This is a genomic window from Alteromonas sp. PRIM-21 (assembly GCF_027563165.1).
Lineage (GTDB): Bacteria > Pseudomonadota > Gammaproteobacteria > Enterobacterales > Alteromonadaceae > Alteromonas > Alteromonas macleodii_A.
In genome coordinates, this window is record NZ_JADOEK010000015.1 from 67761 (window position 1) to 91983 (window position 24223).

Here is a 24223-nt window from a genome sequence, read left to right on the forward strand (position 1 = left end):
TCTACTGATCTTTATTTTCTTCAAATAACGCCAAAAATTCGCTGGCAATATCTGGATTTTTCTTAGAAAGATCACGCAATTCAGCAGGGTCTTTTTCAATATTGAACAGTTCAAGTGGTGCATCGTAGCCGTAACGAACCGCTTTCCACTCGCCTTTGCGAGCCGCCTGGTAGGTATCGCCAATTACGCCTGAGTTAGGATCTCCCACCTGCTTAGAGAACTCCCAGTAAAGGACACGCTCGCCCATCTCGCTGGGCTCAGTTTTTAAAAGCCCTACAATTGATTTACCGTTAGTTTTAACTCTAGGGACCATGTTTAGATTTACGCCCGCTAGCTCAGCTACAGTGGGCATAACATCTGCAAATAGCCAAGGTGTATCGTCTGTCCGACCTGCTTTAATGCGCTCTGGCCAATGAACAATCATTGGAACGTGAATACCGCCGTCGTACAAATCTCGCTTCATACCACGATAGGGCTCAGAGGCTTTTAAGTATTCAGGATCTGCGCCGCCTTCATCATGCGGGCCATTGTCAGACGTAAAGAAGATTAGCGTGTTATCAAGTTCACCCATTTCGTCTAACTGTGTAACAATTTGACCAATATAGTGATCAAGTGCAGATACCATGCCTGCCAATGTCGCGTTTGGCTTATCAACTGGTTCTGGGTAGTATGAGGCATATTTGTCTGCTGGATTACCACCTCTCATACCTGTATAGGGTGTTTCAGCGAATTTGTACTGCTCACTGAACTTCTCAGGTACACCTAATTCAGCATGTGGCGACGAGTAAGCAAGCATGATAAAGAATGGGTTTTCTCGTGGCTGCTTTATGTATTCAATGGCTTCCTTGGTGAAAAGTTCCTGAGCATAGGCGCCTTTTTTGCCTCCTTCGTTTTCAGGGACGCGAACTTTCTTACCGTCTTTCCAAACTATGTGAGGGTACTGACGATGACCCTCGAGGATTGAGTAAAACCCGTACCAAGTATCAAAGCCCATTGCATGAGGGTCTGTAACTCCCATTTGTGAACCAATTGAATATTTACCAAATAATGCAGTGTCGTAGCCGCCGTGTTTTAATACGTGCGCTAGAGTTATATCCATTTCGGTTAACTGAACGGTGTTTGAATTATTTGTCATCAAACGACCATCTCTACCTGTAAATAAAGAAACACGCGATGGAGAACACACTGTATTCCCCGCATACGCTTGGTCAAAGCGTATGCCATTAGAAGCAAGCTCATCTAGGTTTGGCGTTTTAATTGGTGTATTGCCATAGGCACCGACTTGGTTGAAGCCCAAATCATCTGTAAGGATGAATAGAATATTGGGTTTGTCCTGTGCTGCTACACTAGAAGAAAGAGATGTGAATAGAGCACCAAGTACGCTTATAAGACTAAACCTTAGTTTGTTCATGGTATTTCCTAGTAAAAGTTAAAAATTTAAAACCGCTTGTTTCTTTTTTCTGCATATTATTCAAGGCAATGTGCAGTTAATGTTGTTGGCTCTGGTATAAACGCCCTTCCTTTATCACGGTTAGGCGGCAAGGCTTCCCATGCTAGGTAGAAGCGTTTTCCAGCAGTAAGATGATTTTGCTCTCGCGAAAGCTGTTTCAAAGCCTTTGTATATAAGGGCATGTCGTTAGTTTTATCATAGGCAAGCAAAGCTGATGGAATTTGTGAGCCGGTCGACTCAGATTTAACCTTTAACGAATCAGCATCAAGTGTGTAAGCGTAAGATGTACCGTCTAGATCCGCATATACCTCTATATCTCCGCTATCAAGGAGCTTCGCTGGTTTCTTGACTGTAAGAGTAGTAGGAAGGGCACCAGTCATATTCAATTCTTGACGTGAGTCTTTCCAATTAGATATTTGAAAACTTTTCCAATTCCCGTTGTCATTTCTAGCTATAAAGAGCTGGCTATCTCCCTTCTCATCATAGGCTTGATATGAAATTAAAGGTCGAGCTTTATGGTCGAACCCAATAGGTGTGTGACCATTTAAAATGCCTGAAAATTGAGGAAGCGGAACAGCCGCTTCACTATTACTCAATTTCATAGGAAGAGAGATTGCAGTACCGTCTGATTTCTGCCAATTCACAAGATCTTTACTCTTGGCATATGAAATATCGTGATTAGAGGCTGCGACTGGCGTTTCTCTCCAAACCCACGAAAGGTGAAAGTAACCGTCTGGACCAAGAACGGGCCCCCAGAAATAACCATTCCTTTCTCCCTCTCCATCAACTAACGGAGAGTCGTGTAACCTCTGCCACGTTCCGTCTTTGGCATTGAAAGCGTTATAAATTTCGTTACCGCTCCCACTTCGTCCGTTTCTGTACTTAAAATAGAGTTTCCCCTCAGCATCGTTAAAGAACTCTGGATAAGTCATTCGACTTTCTGTTTCCTTATCAGCCATAAAGTCCACACGTTTTAAACTTCGCACGTCATAAGGTTTTTCACTTTTAAAATAGACGATAGGGTTAACGTGTAGATTCCCAACGATATGAATATACCCTTTTTCGTCGAGGCCAATAACAACACTGTTGTGACTGTCCCACCCTAAATAGCTGTCTAACTTTTGGTATATCCAGTTTCCTGTAGGATACGGTTTATAAGCGACACTCATTTGTCTGCTAGCATCGTAATAAGCCACAATTTGCTGGTCACCCTTTCCGATATAATCAAACGCAACGCGGTGCCCCGACCAAACACGATCTATTGCTTCAACCTCGAAGCAGCCTGCTTTATCGAAAGTCTGTGCAGCGGCTACGCCACTGATGCTAACCGCACAACCCAACACACTCTGAAGAAGCAATGATTTTATTCGGTTCACTAATATAACCTCGAAACGTTAATACATCGTTAATACTCGTAGCAACTTTAAACAAAACAACGGTCATTTACAATCTTTTTCACTCACACTATAAACAATACGATGGTCTCTTCTATTGGATATAAAGAACAATTTAAAGTTGAGTGTAACTCCGTAAAAGTATTGTAATTCCACCGAACAATAGCAACATGCTGTAATAATTCAAAAAACAAGCGCTTTGGAAATAGGGTTGATAAAAACAGCGATTGCCTTAGCGGAGAAAGTAGAAAGCACTCACAAAAGATTGAATTTGACCTATTATTTACATTTATGATTAAAAAGATGTTAATATCGGGTTTGAAAGACTGATCTGGATTCTTCTTATAAAGTGCCGAATGAGAAAGGGGTGTAGTGTGGTCACTATCAAAATGAAACCTGGTGTGCTCAAAGTTTTAGCAACTTTAGCTCTCATGCTAAGCTATTCAATGCAGGCCAGCGCAAGCTCTGAACAGCCGAATATTTTGTGGCTAGTAATAGAGGACATGAGCCCACTACTGCCTATGTACGGTGACGACAGTATTGAAACTCCGAACATATCTAGATTGGCTGATGAGGGTGTTGTATATAATAACGTTTTCTCAACATCAGGCGTTTGCGCACCAAGTAGAGCAGCGTTAGCTACAGGGCTCTACCCTAATGGGTTCGGCGCTAACAATATGAGAACTTTATCTAACACTGAAGAGACAGGCCTGCCAAAGTATGAAGCAGTCCCTCCTCAAAACACAAAGATGTTAAGCCAGTTGCTGAGGGAGGCAGGTTACTACACCACTAACAACTATAAAAACGACTATCAATTTAAAGCACCAAAGACAGCGTGGGATGAAAATGGAATTTACGCTCACTGGCGCAACCGCCCGAGTAACCAGCCTTTTTTCTCTATTTTCAATTTCACTACAACTCATGAGTCAGGCCTATTTGAACCTTACGGCATAAGAATGCTGGAACAACGACATTACTTTTCTAATGACGCTGACAAGATTTCGGCACTGCCTACCGATCATAGAATTAAGACGGATAAAGACTCTACACCTATTCATGTAGACCCAGAGACCAAGTTTCCAGTCCCACCTTACTTACCCGATACGCCAATTGTGCAGAGAGACCTATGGAAGGTTTACAATAATTTAGCCGAAACTGATAGACAAATCGGAGCAATTTTAGATGTGTTAGAGGATGACGGCTTGTTAGACAACACTATAATAGTTTTCTACTCTGATCACGGCGGTCCAATGCCAAGGCAAAAACGCCTAATCTATGACAGCGGGCTAAAAGTACCATTAATTATCCGCTTTCCCAACGGTAAGAAAGCAGGAACGATAGAAGAGCGTCTTGTGTCTTTTGTGGACTTCGCACCGACTACACTCGCTATGGCTGGCGTTCCCATTCCTGATTACATGCAAGGGGAAAACTTTTTAAACACCGCAAATGAAAGAGAATATATTTACGCTGCAGCCGATAGGTTCGATGGCTTTACCGACACAATAAGAGCCGTCAGAGATCACTGCTATAAATATATTCGCAATTATCGTCCTAATGACCCGTATTACCTTCCTGTTGCATACCGAGAGAAAATACCGAGTATGCGCGAGCTACTTGCATTAAATGCTGCGGGTAAACTCAATGAAGCACAAAGCCAATGGTTTCGAAAAACCAAGGACGCTTATGAGCTTTTCAATGTTTGCAATGATCCTTACGAACTATCAAACCTTGCCTATATCAAAAACTATCAAAATAAACGTAAAGAGATGGAGAGTGCACTGAACGAGTGGTTAAAGGATATTGGTGACGATCCTTTAGTAACAGAGAGGCAGCTCATTACTACCTTATGGGACGATGCAAGCACTCAGCCTAAGACCCAAGCACCCGAATTAGTCATTGAAAATGGCAAAGCAGTAATTGCTAGCGAAACCCCAGGGGCTTTTATTTCTTTTAGATATAAAGAAGAAAAAACGTCACAAAATTGGCAAATATATAAAGAAGGGCAACCTATTAAACCCGGTGTAATAGAAGCTGTCGCACATAGACCAGGTTACATCGAGAGTGCTACAACAACGCTGACTTTTGAAGAAAATTGATGTTCAAGGACTAAAAATGAATTTTGTAAGAGTATTTTGGCTTGCCGCAGTAACGGTTATTTTCTTAGGAGCCTGTTCATCTCATTCTTCTTCTAATTATGATAAACCCACATCATTAACTGTAGGAGAAGGGTTCACGAACCCGCTTGGCTATTATGAATCTACTCCACGTTTTTCTTGGAAGGCACCGTTAGACAATAAAAAGTCTACTCAACAATTGGCGTATCAAATACAAGTAGCGTCAACATTTGAAAACTTAATGGGTAAACCAGATAAATGGGATAGTGGCAAGGTCCAGTCTTCCGCCATGTCATGGGTAAATTACGAAGGTAAGCCAATCACCTCAAGAGAAAAGGTGTTTTGGAGAGTTAGGTTTTGGGACGAAAACAATATCGCCTCGCAATGGAGCGACGTAGCGCACATTGAGTTAGGCCTGCTTAAAAATAGCGACTGGAAAGCTTCATGGATAGGGGCGAAAGAAACCCAAGCAACTGAATCACCCTCACAAAGCACTTTAGCTACACCGCAGTATTTTAGAAAGCCGTTTTCGTTAGATAAGGAAGTAAGTAAAGCAAGGCTATATGTAACGGCGAAAGGTGTGTTTAAGGTTTTTTTAAATGGTGAGGACGTCACCGCCAACGATGCATTGCCACCAGGTTGGACACCTTATGAAAAACGAATTGAAACCCTTACCTATGATGTAACCTCTTTAGTTAACCAAAACGAAAATGTACTTGGGGCCATCATTGCAGGTGGTTGGTATTCGGGAAGAATTGCAGACTTAAAGGAAACCGACCATTTAAAACCGCCACGGTTTCTTACTCAGCTTGAAATTACTTATTCAGACAATACGACATTACTTGTTACAACGAACGACTCTTGGAAAGCAACACAGGCGGGACCCATTCGTTTTGCGAGTAATTACGATGGAGAACGATATGACCAGCGGTTCGAAATGGACGGTTGGACTAAACCAGGTTTTGATGATTCTAAATGGAGCACTGCTGTTACCGAGTTGGTAACACCTGACACACTCTTACGACCGAAACGTCACTCACCCGTTCGTAATATAAAGCAGTTAACCCCAATATCATTCAAGCAAATTGATAAAGACACCGTTATTTTTGACTTTGGCCAAAATATGGTGGGCGTGCCTTCTATTAACATTCCCGTTAAAGAAGGAAAGGAAGTTAAGTTACGCTTTGCTGAGGCACTAAATAAAGGAAGCTTTTACACAGAGAATTATCGTTCGGCGCATTCAACGGATTACTACTTACCTTCTAAAAGCGGCGTTGCCAAATATACTCCTACTTTCACCTTCCATGGATTTCGTTACATAGAAGTATCTGGTTTTGACGACAGCAAAGTTCCTGTAAAAGATTGGATAGTAGCGAACGTACAACATTCTGACGTAGCGCTATATAACAATTTCTCTAGTGCCAACCCAAAATTGAACAAACTGTTTGAAAATATTAATTGGGGGTTAAGAGGCAACTTTTTCGATATCCCATTGGACTGCCCTCAGCGCGACGAAAGGCTAGGCTGGACAGGTGATGCCAACGCTTTTATAGCTCCATCAATGTATATGGCGGATGTATATGGATTCTGGTCTGCCTATCTTAAAAGTTTGCGAGAAGAACAAACAGAAGACGGCTTCGTTCCGCTCTACGTCCCCTTTGTAAAATGGATAAATTGGACGTCATCGGGTTGGGGCGACGCCGCGACTATTCTCCCGTGGGAGCTCTACATGATGACAGGTGATAAAAAGATCCTGGAAGACAGCTACCCATCAATGAAAGCCTGGATTGATTACCACGAAAGCCAAACTGAAGATAATATATCAAGCATGATGACGTTTGGTGATTGGCTACAACCCTACCCTGAAAAACAAGGAAAAGGGGCAAACCGAGGAGACACTGACTTCTCTCTTATCTCGACGGCATTTTTTGCTCGTTCGGTAGAGCTAACCAAAAAAACAGCATTAGAGCTTGGCTTCAATAAAGATGCTAAACGCTTAGCGAGTAAACACAAAGAGCTAGCGAAGGCTTTCAGAAGTGAATTCTTTGACTCAAACTTAAACGTAGTTAAAGGAAAGGAAACACAAACAGCTTATCTTCTTGCACTCGCTTTCAACCTTTTACCTGATAACGAAGTAAAAGTAGCACAAGCTAGACTCGTTTCGTTACTAGAGGCGTCGGACACTCACCTAAGAACGGGCTTTCTCGGAACACCGTTACTGGCTAATGTTCTACAAGAGGCTGGACGTACTGATTTAGTCTATGCACTGTTATTTAAAGAAACTTATCCATCTTGGTTCTACTCTATTAATAATGGCGCTACCACCACGTGGGAACGCTGGAACTCGTACTCAATAGAAGACGGATTTAACCCACAAGGCATGAATTCGTTGAATCACTACGCCTACGGTACGATTTCAAGGTGGTTTTACGAGGGTATTTTGGGCGTCAAGCCTTTGCTACCTGGCTTCAAGAGAGCGGTTATCTCCCCCCAACTTACTTCGAAACTTGGCTATGCTGATGGTTCCATACCTACACCTAGTGGAACTATTGATGTCAGTTGGAATATGGCAAGTAGTGGGTTCGATGTATTTGTCACGATTCCTTTCAATACCACCGCAGAGTTTATTCCACCGGCACAATACAAAGTTGAACTGGCTGAAAAATCTAATGGGGAAGTACTTAACCAGTGGACATCTCTACCGACTGGGCAATATCAATTTCGCATAACCCTTGAGGCCAAGGGCTCTAACGGCTCTAAGAGAACGCTATAATGATTAACTATATGAATAGGTTCACAGCTTTTACTTGCCTACTTTTTTCACTAAGTGCGGCAACGAGTAGTTTTGCGAGCACTCAAGACTCCATTATCTCTGTTGAAAACGGAACTGCGGTGATAGAAGCTGAACATTATTCTACACAACATAAAGCCGATACGCGCCGTTGGATTGTTTTTAACAGTCTAAGTAATAGCACACATGGATTAGCCGATAGCGACACAATCCATTTAGAGGGCGCCAGCAACAATGCGTATATTGAGTTATTGCCAGACACAAGAACAAACCATTCCGAGCCTTTGGAGCATGGCGTAAACTTTTCTGCAAAACCAGGTAAGTTGGCTGTGCTAACCTACCCCGTTTATTTCGATACACCTGGTAAATACTTCGTTTGGGCTCGGGCTTTTAGCACAGGAAGCGAAGACAATGGTTTGCATGTTGGGTTAAACAATACGTGGCCTTCAAGCAGCCAAAGATTGCAACTTTGTGAGGGTAAAAATAAGTGGACTTGGTCGTCTAATCAAAGGCGCAAAGACAACCATTGCGGGACACCAAACACTATTTGGTTAGATATACCTGAAAGTGGTGTACACAATATTACCCTATCTATGCGTGAAGATGGCTTCGAACTAGACAAAATCATTCTGACTCAAGACGCTAATTACAAGCCCGCGGGGGTGGGTCCAAGCGAAACCAGACACACACCATTGCCCCTTCCGTTAAAAGAAACCTTCGTTGACGTACAGAAATACAGCCTTATTTTAGAAGCTCCCCAAACCTTTGAGCCTGCTGGTGATGTTCCCTTTTATCACGATCGCAGAAATAGTGCGTTAGGCATCGATGCTAGAGAGATTCAGTATCGAAATGTCTGGGCGACATCAGAACTTAAGGTTCCTGAAAAAATGTGGGGTAAAAAGGCTAGCGTTCAGAAAACATTTAAAAACGTAATATTGGTTACGCTTGGCGAAATAGATGGTGAATCACCTTATATAGTTCTACTTAATAATAACGAAATAGGTAGCTACACCAATAGTGAAACCGAGACAGATTACCAAGAAAACTATTTTGACTTAGGCTCACTTACTTTAAAGCCAGGTGACATCATTACCGTTAAATCAAAGGCAGTAACGAACGGAAAAATTCCTGAAAACGGTGGCACGGCTTACGCGAGAGGAAGGTGGCGCGGACTGGTATTTCAGGAATAATTTATAGTTTGTGCTAACTGGAGATTTAATCATGAGATACTCTACATTTTTTAGTCTATTTGCTGCGCTTTTGATGTTAAATGGGTGCACCTCTACGCAGCCTTTATTAGACGAGACACTCTCTAACTTCGATAATGTTTACAATGACGGCGAAGCACATTTTGTTGATGGAGAACTGCAGCTTATAGCCGAAAAAAATTGGTTCTTTTCAACTAGAAAAATTTATGAAGACTTTGTACTTGAAGCAGAAGTAATGATGCCAGATACGTCAGAGTACAGTAATTCAGGCATAATTTTTCGAGGTCAAATTATCGAAACCGATAAAGGTACACAAATTATCGGCTATCAAGTAGATATAGACCCCAGTGATAGAAAATGGACAGGCGGGCTTTACGATCAGGGCCGCAGAAAATGGCTTTACCCACAACACTCTACCCATTCTCACCCCGATGAAGACTTTGTTACCAACTACTTAGGTGAATGGACCATAGAGCAAGGTGAAGCTTATAATCACTTAACGTGGAACAAGATAAAAGTAGTCTGTAAAGGCTCTGATATTAAAATCTTTATTAATGGTCTACTGACGACCCATGTCAAAGATACAAAAGACAGCAAAGGTGTAATTGCATTTCAACATCACGGCAGCAAAGCATATAGAGAAGATCGGGACAAAAGTAACATAGTGCGCTTTAGAGACATAACGATTACTCCTTTGTGAATGGGAATAAGGTTCAAAAGCTTTTTTGCCCGTTTTCTTAGACGATTGCCTTAAAGCAACAAGCCTAAAATGCAATTCTATTTATGGAGAAAAGTTATGAGTAACAATTCAACCACGTTCAAAGCCCTGCTCGTTGAAGAGCATAACGATAATAGCTTTAGTAAAAAAGTAGTTGAGCGAGATGTGAGTCAACTTCCAGATAATGACTTGTTGATAGACGTGCATTACTCGTCTTTAAATTATAAAGACGCTATGTCAGCAAGTGGCAATAAGCGAATAAGTCAGAACTTTCCTCATACGCCCGGAATCGATGCAGCAGGAGTAGTAGTTAGCGATAAGTCAGGTACCTTTAGTGCCGGTGACGAAGTCCTTGTGTTTGGTTATGACTTAGGCATGAACACTCCTGGTGGGCTTGGTCAAAAAATATCAATACCAGTCGAATGGGCAGTTAAGCGCCCTGGTTCATTGTCTCTGAAAGAAGCGATGATTTATGGGACTGGAGGATTAACTGCCGCGCTTTGCATACAAAAATTAGAGAAAATGGGAGCGAAGCCCAGTGACGGCCCGGTGGGTGTGACTGGCGCTACTGGAGGTGTTGGCAGTATCAGTATTGCCCTACTCTCTCATCTTGGCTATGACGTTATAGCCTTTTCAGGAAAGCCTGAACAATCTGAGAAGCTAAAGTCACTGGGTGCTAGCGAAGTTTTGCACAGAGAAGTTATTTTAGAAGTAAAGGACGCTATTGCCGGCAAGCCTAGGTGGGCTCACGCTATTGACACGCTCGGTGGAGATTACTTAACGGGATTGCTTAAGCAAGTTAAACCTAGTGGCGGAGTCACTTCTGTCGGACTCGCTGCTTCACCTGACATAGCAATGAACGTTATCCCTTTTATCACAAGGGGTGTTTCTTTATTGGGTGTCGATTCGGTTTACATACCGCTTGAAGACAAGCGACATATTTGGAAGCGCGTGGCGACAGACATGAAACTGCCTAACCTAGAAAGCTACTATCAAGAAATATCACTACATGATACGCCAGAATATCTAGATAGATTCTTCAATGGTAAAGTGGTTGGGCGGTACGTCGTGAATTTAAAAGACGCGTAAATTCAACAAAGAAAGTTGATTGCTGAACAGGCGCCTCATTTTTAGAAATGAGGCGCTTATGCCAACACGGACACTACTACTGCGCCAGAGCCTTAACGGTGTATTTTACTTGATAAAGTTCTGCTTCTGACAACACCTAGGCGTTTAGCATTTGAATTTGGACTTCCGTTGTCACAACGCAAAACCCGCGCTAAAGCTTGAGGTTAGCGATCGTTTCTTTGATGCAGTTATGAAATATTTCATTAACCATACGCTCCTCTCCAGCTTTGCCAGAATGCTGTTCTTCATTTTTAACAACATTTATTAAACGACTAGCATTTTGCTCGATAGCTTTTGTCATTTTTCTCACCTGAACCGCCGCCAAAGAAGCGGGGACATGTAACTCCTCAGCAAATTCCAAAATGTTTGCTTCTGACAATTCTCCCAAGAATTGTGCTTTTCCCATAGGCTGGGATAATTCATGATCCATGTGTTTATGCGGCAGCTCATATATCGCCGTCGACAATAAATCATAATGTGGGGTCATAATTACATCAGAGTCTTTGATGAAGAATGAGAGGTTTTTCAGATGAGCATCGCCATTACCAACTAACGCATTAAATAAAGCCCAACGAAAGATATCCAGCGTTGTTTTGGCTTTCATTCTGGAAAGCTGCGCCAGCTGGTTAAGATTCTCTGCTGTACTGTTGAGGTATTTCATATTTGGTGCAAGATTCAGTAACTGACAACCATCTAAGACGTGGCAACGATGTTGATCAGGGTACAAGCCTACGCGATCAAACCGCTCTATAAGGTATACCGGCTCCGGCAAATAGCGAATATCTACCGAAGGGACGTCTAAACCACAAAGCTTTGCCAACTTCATTACAAACCATTCATTCCTAACGGTGTGGTAATAAACATCTGGCGAAGAATGTTCAGGTTTAAGAATGTGAGTCGACGGAAAAAATCCCGAAGGCTCCAAAATTTCACCGTCGCGATAGATAACCAGCATCTTGTGCTGCGCCCCGGCTACGGACATTCTTTTACGCTCGGCGCGGTTCAAAGGCGCTTTTGGCAAATTTTTTATTCGCTCATTCACTTCTTCGTAAGTAAGTGAATGTACTTCACCTCTTGCAAGCGGCTCGCCCTCCGGCAACAAGGTTATGGCACCAGCAGATTCAGCACCGGCAACTTTGAGTAATCCAAAGGCATCTTCTATTGGCACTCTCACGTTTTTTGCCAGCAAATCACGCGCTTTCTCTTCGGGTAAAAGGTTGTCAAAAAACCACTGCACCGGTCGATAGGTAGCACCGTCGATGTGCTTTCCTTCTCGTAAAGGAATATGAGGAGACAGCGGGTGGCGATTCTCGCTTGCTAACCAAGCTGGGGCGTACTCAACCCCCCAAATATTATTCTCGTCAGTCAATTTGCCAACGAACGTATCATCCGCATATACATCAAGAGCTCGGTTCATAAATCAATGCCGTCTATTATTTGTGACATCCGTTTTCGTTGTGCATCTGAAAGTGACTCTTGTTCAATTGGTATATCAATGGTGACCGCGATCCCCAATGAATCCAAAACTCGCAACACTCGACCTAATTCAACCGTCGGCTTGCCATTCTCAAATTCACTAAGGAACGTTGTGCCATTGGAAGACAAAGAGGCAACAGACATCTGATCAAGACCTTGCGTCTTCCTGACTAGTTGCGCGGCTTTACCCAATTGTTTGACATCTTTAACTGAAAATTTCACACAAGACCCTCAAATATATGCGTCCGCGGTTATTTTATAAAAAATGAGACAAATAACAAGCTTTTATATGCGTTCGCGGTTAAATCAAACATCAAACCTAATGTGGGCAAGAAGTAACCGCGAACGCGGTTGTATTTTTTTCTGGTTCACGCCATCTAATAATGATCGTTAATTCAGGTTACATACTTTCTCTCATTAAAAAAGGCCGTAGCACTACGCTACAGCCTTTCTTTATCACCAAAAGTTTAGGCTAAAACATCATCTGTTGAGTACCTTTAGGACCATCGTAGTCATATTTGAACCAGTCTACGTCTATGTAACCGTCGTCCTTTTTCTCGTTCCAAGAAAAGAAGCCTAATCTGTCACCCGTCCATTTACCGAAGCTAATAGTGAACGTCGGGCCGAAAGCCCGATAGCTTTTGCCGTCTAAGCTGTATTCGTACGTTGCTTTATTTCTCGCATTAGAAGTTCTGATATATAGCGTGTCACTTTCGATTATTGGACCAACTTCTTTTTTACTCATTCCATCCATGTAAAACAAACGAGTTGTGCCATCTTCTAGGCCTTCCACGCCTAATAAGTTAAACGTACCGCCGTACCTAACAAAACCCGCTAATTGATTTGGCGCTATACCGCTAATATCGAACTTAGCTACAGCCGTGCCTGTTGTAATGCCCATTATACGTTGGCTAATGGTATTACTAGCGCGCCAGAAATCGCCATCTGAACCATCATTATTAGTCCATTCGTTAATTTTAGGGCCGTACTTATCGCCTTGCGGTAAAACCTTACTAGCCTTAAGCCTTAACCAACCATCTCGTTCTGATAATGACCAGTGACTGTCTCGTGGATTATGGTTCCACTCCCACTGTGGGCCTAAATCGCCAGCAGAAAAATCGTCATCTGAACGCGGCGCCGCAATAGGGTAACCTTTTATCGGCTTTTCAAAACGTTTAACAGGCTCACCTATCCCATCATTGTCTTCATCTACACCAATAATTGGCCAGTCGTTTATCCAAGTAACAGGCTCCAGACATTGTGGACGACCTTGGAATGGAATATCGTCATTTTGAATAAGCTGATGCATATACCACCAACTACCGTCAGGGGCTTGCATTAACCCACCTTGGCTTGCACTACGGTTACCAAATTCTGAACCTTTCTCCAATACGGTTTTAACCTCATACGGTCCATAGATACTTTCTTTAGACCGCAAAACCAATTGCTTTCTATCATTCTTTGGATTTTTAACGCCAGGCTTTGTAGATTTGTCTCCCATGGTCCACTGCGCCATGAATATGTACCAATACCCGTCTTTCTTATAAATTTTGGCAGCTTCAGCACCCATTCCGGTATATACCAGCTTGCCCTCATCAAGTATTTTAGTGCCATCCCAGCTCATTCGGTAAATTCGATTTTCATTACCTTCAATGGTGTTATCTGCACTTTTTTGTTTAGTACCTGAGTTAACAATAATGTACGCTTCGTGTGTTTCCTCGTCCCAATATACAGCTGGGTCGTCTAACACATCAGCTTTGGGAAGCATCATGATTGGCTCGCTCCACGGGCCTTCAATATTGTCAGCTGTTGTGACCATTAATCCGTGTTGATAGTCTATTTGATACACGTACCACTTACCCTCGTGATACGCTAAGTCACCAGCCCATACTCCAAAAGAATAGCCATTCATTCGATCCCAGTTGTATTCCGGCGCCCAAGATAGACTGGAAAAAGCGTGACCGACGTTTTCCCAGTTCACCATGTCTTTTGACTTAAGAATAGGCATACCTGGTGACATATGCTGCTTCGACGTGATCATGTAATACGTGTCGCCCACTTGCTCAATATCTGAGTCTGGGTAGTCGGCGTTTAAAATGGGGTTTATATAAGTGCCGTCACCTTGATCACCGAAGCTTCCGGTAGTTGCCTGTTTTGTTGGCCTCTCTTGCATAGAAAGCGTGCTTGAAGCATCAACCTGACAACCGGAAAGCACCGTAAGTAGTACGGATGCAATACCCAATTTTTTAAAGTTCATTTGCTTTAATGTGTCCATAGAATTTCAACTACTCTTTTCAGTAAGTAACATTGGTGCGATCGTTAACAATATTTACATAGTGACACATTTTGATTACCATTGACAAATATCAATCATTTGCAATCACGAACTTTCTTCGGATACATTCCTGCCTCAGGTTTTGAAGAGATACGTGTTAGGGGCCCTCGTGAAATCTTTTATAAACCTTGTAGTGGCTGGTTTTGCACTTTCTGCTTGTAATTCAGCATCTATTATCAATAAACAATCCGAGTCTTCGACTCTTGAACACGTCAATTTACCTAGCGGCACACTTGCGGTTGTGATAGACGGCAATTCACCTGACCCTGATGATATAGGCGCAACTCCTGTTTTATTGGCGTTACTTGATAAGGCCGGCGCTGCAGACAGACTTGTTCATATTTCTCACTCTTGCGATTTAGACCCCTTCAGAAATAAAGCTAGGTATCAAATAGATCCAGAAAACGAGAGCAGACGTCAACGAGTGCTCGACAGTTCTATAAACCGCGCACTTAATGTTTTTGGTCCATTCGAAAACGTTGAAAAATTATTTAATTGTAGAGCAGAACAACAAGCTGCAATTGAAGACTTAACGCTAGCAATCAACAATGCTACCGCAGATAGACCTTTATGGATTATTGAAGCTGGCGAACCTGATGTTATTGGCTATGCCCTTCAAGAATCAGAAGTTAGCAAACGACAATACGTGAAAGTAGTTTCTCATCACCCCGCAAATGATAACAGCGGAGACTTTTTTACATGGCAACAAATACTGGACTTCGGTGTTGAAGAGCACCAAATAGGCGATCAGAATGTGGGCTTGCAAACGCCGATTAATGCTTGGGATTGGGCCAAAGATAGTAAAGATGATGGTATCTCGCTTATCTACGAAATGCTCGAATATGCTGAACAGGACGGTATCGTTCCCTTTCAAGCAGGCAAATTTGATAGCTCTGATGCCGGTATGATTTACTGGTGGATTACGGGTGCGGATAATGGTGGAGACAAACATGCCACACCCGAGAATATCAAGCTTACGCTTAAACAATAAACGTATTAGATTAGACAATCACGCGCCAGCATAGCTTGCGCGTGCTACTTATTTATTCACTTGCTGTCGCTTTTTCCGTTAGCGCTTTAAAATACTCATTACTTTTATACTGGGATACAGGCGACCATTCAGCATTTTCTTTTGGTAGCTTAGCTTTAAGCTCATTTTTTAAATCAAAATAGAAAGGGTTACTAGCTAAGTTGTTCCACTCGTTAGGATCTGTTGAGTGATCGTATAACTCTTCACTACCATCTTCGTAGCGAATATAGCGGTATCTATCATTCTTTACAGCATGGTTGTTTGGGCCAAACGTAGTGAGAGCAACATGCTCCCATTCCGCATTCGGGTTGATAATTAAGGGGGTAATATCATGCCCTTCATTAAGCGGATTTTCTGGTAAGCCCGCCATTTCTACTAGTGTAGGATACAAGTCAACCAGACTTACTGGGCGGTTACTTGTTAATTTTGAAGAAGAGTTAGGCGACTTAATAATAAGTGTAGTTTTTGTAGACGTTTCCCATAACGCCATTTTAGCGAAACGATTCTTCTCTCCAACGTCATAGCCATGGTCCCCCCATAGTACGACAATTGTATTGTCGGCATATTCGCTAGACTCTAAAGCATCAAGCACTTGTCCGATATAATGGTCAACAAAAGAAACGCTGGCCAAATAGGCCTGTACAATATTCTTCCATTCTCCAGATTCTATCGCCCAATCGGTCGTCGGCATCATGTCATAGGTAGAAATGCGTTTTGCTATTTCGGGCACATCATCTAGATCGCTGGGTAAATAGGGAGGGAGTTCGATATCTTCGATAGGATGCATATCAAACCACTTTTGTGGCACAGTCCAAGGCACGTGTGGACGAAGGAATCCACCAGCGATGAAAAAAGGTTTATCGTGTTTACGCTGTAACTGCTCGACTAACCACTTAGCCGAATCATAGTCTGGCATCATTTCATCTTTTTCTGGATAGGCTCCCCAGTCAGTACTGGTCCCTTTTCTATCCCATTTAATTGGTTCTGGGGAATACGGACCAAACTGAGCCTGTCTCCCGCCGAATACTTCGAAACTTCCATCAGCTATACTTTGATGAAATATCTTGCCAACCGCTGCAGTGTAATAACCGTGCTGAGCAAAATATTCACTGAGAAATGTCGATTGTGCAGCTTTTCTGTTTGCAGAACGGATGTCGTTATCCTTTACGTGCCCATAAATTCCAGTTGTTGAAGGAAGAAGCCCGGTCATGATGCTCGCTCTTGATGGGCCACAAAGCGGTGCCGGAGCATGAGCGTTAGTGAACGTGATGGCTTCTGAAGCCAGTCTGTCGATGTTCGGAGTTTTGGTACTAGGATGGCCATCCATCGCCCCTACCCAGCTGTTTAAATCATCGACCGCTAGCATAAGAATGTTCGGACGATCACTTAATTCTTTTGACGTGCTCTCACCAAAGGCATTAGCTGCAGCGAAAACAAATATACTACCTAGTAAGAAAGCTTTTCTGCCTATCATTCTTTAGTTCCTTAATTAATTATTTAGTTTTACGCCACGAGAACGTTCAAACTCAACCTTTCTAATGTTGGCCTCGACAAAGTAAAAGTCGCCATAAATTATAGGCGTATCAATTTCTCCAGCGTTCCCCATGTCTCCCGTAGCTTCATCAAGCACAAATCCTAGTTCGAAGCTCATATCACGCCCATTTTTGCTTCTATCTGTTCTATAGTTAGAAGTCAGTTCGGCCATGATTTTGTCAGCGAGGGCTCCATATTTTTGTCTTTGCTTGTCGTCTTTCGTTATAGTTGCGTAACGATAAAGTGCAGATGCGTAGATAGCGGCGGCTGAGGTGTCTTTAGGAATTTTAGTATGCGTTGCTGGGTAAGGTTCGCGTCCGCAAGGAACAAGTTTATCTCCCTGCAAAATGTCAGAACCATACCAGTTTTTCTGGTTTTTGAGTTTGTTTAGCGATTCGTCGGTTAGCATTGAAGCATCTAGTATTTGAGGGCGATAACCTTTATACGGCAGAATGTGAGGCTCTATTCTGTTCGCACAGAGCTCTAAAATTCCCGAATACACAGACGTTTCTAAAGACGTGTTTTCGGCATATTTATAAGCGTTGTCTCTGCTCGCCCAAAAGTCCCAAAAAGGAACAAAGTCTTCTTCTAGCAAATGCTCAATGCTATTTAGCACGTTACCTAAATGCTTTTCGAAAGCCTCGCGTTCCGCGTCGCTCAGGTTTAAATCAGACATATAGTCGGCAATCGTAACATAACCGTATAACGACCACCCCTGCCCTCTCGCCCATGCTGAAATATTACCTAACCCCTGCCAGTTTCCCGGTTTCCGTTTTCCGTAGTCGAAAACATGATATGCGATTGGAAAGCGCCTTTCAGAATCATTCTCTTCATAGAAGTAATGATTTTTGAGCGTTGTTTTAGCATGCGTTATTGCAATGTCTTTATAATGTGATGAATCGCTATCTAGCAGGTATTCTAGGTTCATCATGTTGTCGATGATAACTGGATATGTCCATGGCTCTGCAATTCGGTGTAACTCTACGACCTCTTTACCGTTTCTTGATACGGATACCTTCATATGGGGGACGAAATCCCAAGATTTTATAACACCTTTTTCTGCATTGAATCGGCTGGAGAGCGTTTCTCTACCTTTAGCCAAAATTGAAACATACTTAGATCTAAGCTCATCACTCAAGCCTTCGTAACTTAGGGCTTCGCCATATGAATCATAAAGCATGAAACCCAAATCGTGTGTTGAATCAAGCGTAGCATCACCGTCCAACGCTTTCTGATAGTGTATGGCAAAGTTTAAAAGTTGCTTTTCCTCATCACCGTCCCATTCCACATAGTCTTTCTTAGACAGCAGTTTCCACATTACTCCAGGAAAAAAGCCGTTAGTCCATTTTTCATATTTATCCATAAAAATGCCCCCGAGCTCATATGAGCGTGGCACACAAATCATTGACGTATCTTCAACGCAGGCCGGTCGATAATATAAATGGCGCTCACTTTCTATATGATTCGCCATCTTCAGATATTGATTCTTAGCAAAGGTAAGATTACCGAGAGCGCTTTGCAGACTGAATAATTGCTCATTGGCTTGCGTTGCCTTAGTTTCCTGAATTTCTGGTTTTGAATTATTTTGGTTGCTGCACGCACTGATAAAAGTGAAGGCAGCAAGCGTCGCAGCTATCCAGCTTATATTTTTTTGCACGCTCCCTAAAACAGTGCATTGTCGTACTAGAAAGTTCTTCTTCTTTTCTTTTTTATGTTCCAAGGCCACTCGCTCAAAATGACTACTTTTGACTAATATTGATCATAAAGTAATGCTTTTGTAAACGCAATGTAATATGGTATGCCCGAAACTGAATGTTATTGAAATGTTGCGGTATTAACATTTAGTAATAAACACACATCATTTAATAACAAACTTGAGCTAATAAAATTATGAAATGCCTAAAAACATTGTTAGTTTCAACCACCTTACTGGGTGCGTTTTCGTTAAATGCGGAAGTGACACTTGAACAACAAGTAAAAATTACCGATGAAGGACTGCACTTCGATGGCAGGAACCTCGATTTTTCAAACGTAGGTACACCTGATACGGGTGAGAAGTACGACTATTTTTTCGGTCCTAACATCTCTGCACATGGTGATGCAGTGAAAACCTATAAGCACTATGTCTTTATGACCTGGTATAAGGGCGGGAAAAGCGAAAGAAACGTGATGCTCACTCGTTACAATACAATTAGCGGTGAGTTATCTACGATAGAGTTCCCACACAGGCACACAGGGTTTAGAGGGGACCCGCTCGTTGGCGAGTCGCACAACACAATTGGTTTAGCGGTTAGCCCGATTAATGGCACCATCCATATGGTGTTCGACATGCACGCATATGATAACAATAACCACGGCGGCAAATTTAAAGACGATTTCTTTCGCTATTCTTATAGCATGCCTGGAGCAGCTGAGCTTCCCCACTCAGAATTTACGCTAGATAAGTTTGTGAAAGATACTAGTGAGGTCAGTCAAGGGGATGATGATTACAAACACCTCACCATGACCGGTGACCTAAGCGATAAAAGCAATTTTGCTCGCCTGACCTATCCCAAGTTTTTTACCACAGTAGATGGTACGCTACTTCTTTATATGCGCCTTGGCGGAAACAATAATGGCGCTTATGTTTTCAATCGCTATGACGCTGAGACGGAAAAGTGGTCGACGTTCACTAAGTTTAATGAAAACAACCAAAAGCTTAAAGGCAACGACTATAATTGGGGCCTTTATGGAAACATGAAATACGTGAATGGCAAGCTTCGCGTGGGCTTTCAACAGCGAAGTAACAATAATTCAGACAAGTATAAATACCAAAACGGTGTCTATTACGCCTATTCAGACCATCCAGATGGTTTCGGTGATTGGAAGAACCACAAAGGTGAACCAATGACGTGGCCGCTCATCAATTCAGATGAGATTAAAGTATTTGAACCAGGTGACTATATAAGCCACACCGAAGCCAACTCGGTTTACATTGTGGGAAGTTTTGACTGGACTGTTACAGAGAAAGGCGACATTCATATAATCAGCAAAGTGCGTTCTACAGACCGTAATAGACCTGATTACGAAGAAGTATATATTCATTCATATAAACCTGCTGGCGCTGATGAATTTATAATTAGTACTGATTTCACCGGTGCAAGTGAGATTTATACATCAGGTGACAATGTCTATATTGTAGGTTTAGAAGGTGGCCGGCCCTATGTTGAGAAAGCCCAAGGCGGCACCAATAACTTTGTCAGAGTGTATAAAGCCACCGATGGACCAGTTTTCGATCACGGTACACTTTATATAAAAGACGGCAAGGTCTACTACTACCTGATGGAGCGTACTTCAGGTAACGCAATGCCGCTTTATCTCCAAATTATCGATTTGGATATAGAGTCTGACGCTAATGCACCGCTAGTATCTTTCCCGTCCCCTTCACTATCTGTAGAGCAAGGTTTTGAAAAACTAAGTCTAAACATTTCTGCTGAAAGCCCTGTAGAAGGCAGAACCATACAGTCTGTTACGCTTTATATTAACGATGAGTTAGTACGTACAGACACATCTCTGCCCTACTTATTTGGTCATGGGTCTAAACCCCATGAAACTGGCGCTATGGGATGGTTAGACACCCATGAGCCAAACCCTACCCCACTTGAGGCAGGACGCCATATATTTAAAGCAGTAGCGGTAGATAGCGAGGGTGATAGCGCTATTGCAACAATGGTACTTAACGTTAACTCAAATGCCCCCATCGTTTCATTTCCTCAAGAGAATTTAGAAGTAGATGAAGGATTTGAAAAACTCAACCTTACCATTAATGCAGAAAGTGCTGTAGAAGGGCGTTCTATCGAATCAGTGTCTCTCTACATTGATGGCGAGTTAGTTAGAACAGACACTTCTCTTCCTTATCTATTCGGTCATGCTTCAAAACCCCATGAAACGGGCGCTATGGGGTGGCTTGACACTCATTCACCAAATCCCTCCCCGTTGACAGCTGGCACCTATGAGTTTACAGCTGTTGCTATTGATAGCGAAGGCGAGGAGTCTACAGCGTCGATGCAGCTAGTAGTAAAGGGCGAGCCGCAACCGCCAGTCGTTACGTGGCCTAATTCAACTGTGACAGTCTATGAAGGCTATGAAAAACTAGCGATTACTATTGACGCTGAATCCCCTGTAGAAGGCCGTGATATACAGTCGGTTACTCTTTACAGAAACGGTGAATTAGTAAGAGTAGATACTCGCCCAGTTTGGAACTTTGGGCATTCTTTCGCTCCTTATGAGTTTGGTGCTATGGGGTGGTTAGACCGTCATGAGCCAAACCCCTCGCCTTTAGGTGTAGGTACTCATACGTTTACAGCTGTCGCGAAGGATAGCGCGGGTCTTGAGGGTGAAAGCGATATGACACTAGTTGTTCTTAGCTTACCAGGGCCTTCTGTAATGATAAACGAAGGCGATATCTCACTACTTACTGAATACCAAAACCTTGCAATAACGGCAGATGCCTCTCCCGCAAATGACGATATTACGATTGTTAGTCTAGCACTTTACGTTAATGAGCAATTAATTAGAGAAATCTACGAACCTCCTTTCGAATGGGGAGCTGAAAACTATTCAGATGAGTTACTCGATTTGCCAGAAGGTACGCATTTAGTAAAAGTCGTTGCTACTGATTCAAACAATAAGCAGTCTGAATCAAGTATTTTTATAAATATTAATCTACTCGGTGACCTTAACAATGACTCTGTAGTTGACAAAAGAGATATTCGACTTTTCACAGCCGCCATGCGCAATGGAGAGGAATTGAGTCTCCGGTATGACTTCAACAATGATGGCATTGTAAATAACAGAGATACTCGCGGTCTCGTTCGTCGCTGTACCTATTCACGCTGCGGCTCAAATTAGGAGTAAAAAATGAAGATAGCTAATTTAATTCTTATCTTTGGTCTAGTGATGTCTTTTTCTTCGAAAGCATCGCTCATTACCTTTTCAAATGATTCGTCGTCTTACCTAAATGGGGACATCGTTGAAATAGAGGTATTCATAAATAACGCAAATCCAGAAATAGACTTCCTTGAAGTTATATGGGATTTCGATGCTAGTCTTTTCGAATTCGATGTGCTTTCCGTCACAGACAGTGTGTTTGATAACTCTTACTTTGACAATGCTCATACCGTTAGCGATGAATTAATATTTCAACTAGGCCTATCACCCAATTGGAGTAGTGTTCTCGGTACGTCATTTAAACTGGGTACGTTTAGCTTTGTTGTTTTAGAAGACGGCGTATCATCGCCTGAACTTACCTTGGTTGAAATGTTTGCGCAAAATTTTGACGGAGACGACATAGACGCAACATCGGTACCTGCCCCATCAACCCTGGCAATATTTTGTATTGCAGGGATTATATTTTTCAGAAAGCGGATGAGTTAAATAAAATGGCCCAAGATTTCTAGTCTTGGGCCGAATTTTTCCTACCGTTTTAGTCTTTTTTGTTTCTGATATTCATAAAGAGAGGGTATAGACACTTTTGAATTTATGTCAGCTATATACGGTGAAGGATAATGTTCCACTGCAAACTTCCTGTTTCCGTATATACCAACAACTCTTGCATCAGGCCCTTCTGTTTGGCCTAAAATTCTTACGGTTTCGTTACTATCAGCACCACTTTCAACAAATATTTTTGCGTTCCACGTGGTGTTATAACGCCCGTGTCCAGGTTGCCAATACCCTGCCCCCCCGCCAAACCATAAATCATAGTAAGGACCGTCTTCATCGCGCTGAGCTTCTATATGAAAAGTCATGTTATCGTAAAGGTTTTGGTGATTAGCGCCTGCATGCTGATCTAGCGTTGGTTGAGTGAAAGCTTCTCCCCGCAAAAATACACTTTTAGTCGACTTGGTATTCATGCTAAAGGTATGAACAGTCGGATTTGATATTTTGACATCTTCGACTAAAAAATTGTGCACGCTGCCAAGGTGAATACCATAATGACCAAAACGTGTTCCATAGCTGTGTATATTGGAGATAGTCACGTTTCCGTTGTTTTCAGTCAATATGGCACTATCGGCATTGTTAAAGCTTACATCTCTTATCCAACCATTAAACACACTAGTTAAATAGATCCCGTTGAAACCTTGTTCAACGTGATGGCCGTAGGTTTCGCCCGAAGGAAATTGTATAGAGAGCCCTTCAATACCAACTTCTTCTAGGTGTTCCCATGATGATAAGTGAGCGGGAATGTTCTCATTTATGTCGTGTAAAAGAGGGTCACGTATCTCAACCGTATTTCCACGAATAGATTTAACTTGGGTGGGTTGCATTACTAGTGGTCGGTCTGGAAAATCATAATGATGCGAACCGATCACCAGGTCGGTGTCACCATAAATTGATTTTATGATACCGGCTTGTTTACCGTTTTTGTTGTGCCAGTCTATTCTCAGAATGTCGCCAACCGAAATTTGTGATGTGTTGCTAACTTCTAAAGTTTTCGTTCCTCTCTTACCTTGGGTAACCGTCGCTAACATTGGAAGCTGTTCATCCAATTCTTCTAGATAAGGTACTGGTCGAGTTCCTTCCTTTTGAATCCATATCACTCCTCCAGACCAAGAGTATTCTGAAAAGTAATCATCGATATAGATCTCAGCATTACGTTGTTTTTTGTTATGTAACCTCAAATAGTTTCTTAATTCATCTAAGTGAGGGGTTTTATCAATGATTGAAAGAGGCATTGGAAAGTAGAGTTGAGTGCCCTGTCCGCCCATTCCTTTCCCGCTAACCGTAATATTTCCCCGAGTAATTTTAAGAATGTCTTTTACGATAAACTGCCCTTTGGGAAATGTTACTGTGACATGTCCATTTATACTATGGGCGTGTTTCAGGGCGCTTAAAATAGCCTTTGTATCATCCTTTTCATCATCAGGTACTGCACCGAAGTCCTGAACGTCTACGTAAGTGGTCGTTTCTCGATGTGTAATATCTCTTTCACCAAAGTGATAACCTGCATAAGAATAATCAGGGAGATAAACATTATTTGATTGTAGTTTTTGTTCAGTATGAAGATC

The 24223-nt window shown here is 42.3% G+C and carries 16 protein-coding genes; 8 read left to right on the top strand and 8 right to left on the bottom strand.

What is annotated here, in order from left to right; genetic code table 11:
* Position 1 precedes the first annotated feature (1 nt).
* Both IW644_RS17560 and IW644_RS17565 read right to left on the bottom strand, forming a co-directional pair.
* Positions 2–1411 (bottom strand): sulfatase-like hydrolase/transferase, encoded by a 1410-nt coding sequence (locus IW644_RS17560; protein ID WP_269918675.1) that lies wholly within the window; start codon positions 1409–1411, stop codon positions 2–4.
* A 56-nt stretch (positions 1412–1467) separates the two neighbouring features.
* Entirely contained in the window at positions 1468–2826 is a 1359-nt protein-coding gene (locus tag IW644_RS17565) for a BNR repeat-containing protein (RefSeq protein ID WP_269918676.1), read from the bottom strand.
* 392 nt (positions 2827–3218) lie between these two features.
* Here IW644_RS17565 and IW644_RS17570 point away from each other — a divergent pair, with 392 nt between their 5' ends.
* The 5 genes from IW644_RS17570 (at position 3219) to IW644_RS17590 (ending at position 10764) form a co-directional block, all read left to right on the top strand.
* Positions 3219–4940 carry a sulfatase family protein gene (locus tag IW644_RS17570; RefSeq protein WP_269918677.1) on the top strand — a complete coding sequence of 574 codons (1722 nt, stop codon included), beginning with the start codon at positions 3219–3221 and terminating at the stop codon, positions 4938–4940.
* A 16-nt stretch (positions 4941–4956) separates the two neighbouring features.
* Positions 4957–7731, top strand: a complete 2775-nt coding sequence (locus IW644_RS17575) for an alpha-L-rhamnosidase (RefSeq protein ID WP_269918678.1) — start codon at positions 4957–4959, stop codon at positions 7729–7731.
* Positions 7732–7742: 11 nt separating this feature from the next.
* Positions 7743–8939: a hypothetical protein gene (locus IW644_RS17580; RefSeq protein ID WP_269918679.1), complete on the top strand. Its 1197-nt coding sequence runs from the start codon at positions 7743–7745 to the stop codon at positions 8937–8939.
* 31 nt (positions 8940–8970) lie between these two features.
* A complete protein-coding gene (locus IW644_RS17585; protein ID WP_269918680.1) occupies positions 8971–9657 on the top strand; it encodes a 3-keto-disaccharide hydrolase in 687 nt (228 codons plus the stop codon).
* Positions 9658–9753: 96 nt separating this feature from the next.
* Positions 9754–10764: a YhdH/YhfP family quinone oxidoreductase gene (locus IW644_RS17590; RefSeq protein WP_269918681.1), complete on the top strand. Its 1011-nt coding sequence runs from the start codon at positions 9754–9756 to the stop codon at positions 10762–10764.
* Between the two features lie 190 nt (positions 10765–10954).
* Here IW644_RS17590 and IW644_RS17595 read toward each other — a convergent pair whose 3' ends face one another.
* From IW644_RS17595 to IW644_RS17605, 3 genes are all read right to left on the bottom strand, one after another.
* Positions 10955–12220, bottom strand: a complete 1266-nt coding sequence (locus tag IW644_RS17595; RefSeq protein ID WP_269918682.1) for a HipA domain-containing protein — start codon at positions 12218–12220, stop codon at positions 10955–10957.
* Complete coding sequence (locus tag IW644_RS17600) at positions 12217–12423, bottom strand: hypothetical protein (RefSeq protein WP_269918683.1); 207 nt, start codon at positions 12421–12423, stop codon at positions 12217–12219. The genes IW644_RS17595 and IW644_RS17600 overlap by 4 nt, the downstream gene beginning before the upstream one ends.
* A 328-nt stretch (positions 12424–12751) precedes the next feature.
* Complete coding sequence (locus tag IW644_RS17605) at positions 12752–14554, bottom strand: glycoside hydrolase family 43 protein (protein WP_269918684.1); 1803 nt, start codon at positions 14552–14554, stop codon at positions 12752–12754.
* Between the two features lie 169 nt (positions 14555–14723).
* Between IW644_RS17605 and IW644_RS17610 the strand changes: the two genes are divergently transcribed.
* A complete protein-coding gene (locus IW644_RS17610; protein ID WP_269918685.1) occupies positions 14724–15605 on the top strand; it encodes a hypothetical protein in 882 nt (293 codons plus the stop codon).
* A 52-nt stretch (positions 15606–15657) separates the two neighbouring features.
* Here IW644_RS17610 and IW644_RS17615 read toward each other — a convergent pair whose 3' ends face one another.
* The gene (locus tag IW644_RS17615; RefSeq protein WP_269918686.1) at positions 15658–17118 is read right to left on the bottom strand and encodes a sulfatase; all 1461 of its coding nucleotides are present in this window, start codon (positions 17116–17118) and stop codon (positions 15658–15660) included.
* Between the two features lie 15 nt (positions 17119–17133).
* Positions 17134–18834, bottom strand: a complete 1701-nt coding sequence (locus tag IW644_RS17620; protein ID WP_269918687.1) for a hypothetical protein — start codon at positions 18832–18834, stop codon at positions 17134–17136.
* 233 nt (positions 18835–19067) lie between these two features.
* Between IW644_RS17620 and IW644_RS17625 the strand changes: the two genes are divergently transcribed.
* Both IW644_RS17625 and IW644_RS17630 read left to right on the top strand, forming a co-directional pair.
* Positions 19068–22067, top strand: coding sequence for a BNR-4 repeat-containing protein (locus IW644_RS17625; protein WP_269918688.1), 3000 nt, complete (start codon positions 19068–19070; stop codon positions 22065–22067).
* Between the two features lie 9 nt (positions 22068–22076).
* A complete protein-coding gene (locus IW644_RS17630; protein ID WP_269918689.1) occupies positions 22077–22592 on the top strand; it encodes a hypothetical protein in 516 nt (171 codons plus the stop codon).
* A gap of 41 nt (positions 22593–22633) precedes the next feature.
* Here IW644_RS17630 and IW644_RS17635 read toward each other — a convergent pair.
* Positions 22634–24223: right-handed parallel beta-helix repeat-containing protein (locus IW644_RS17635; protein WP_269918690.1), on the bottom strand; the 1590-nt coding region annotated here is incomplete at its 5' end.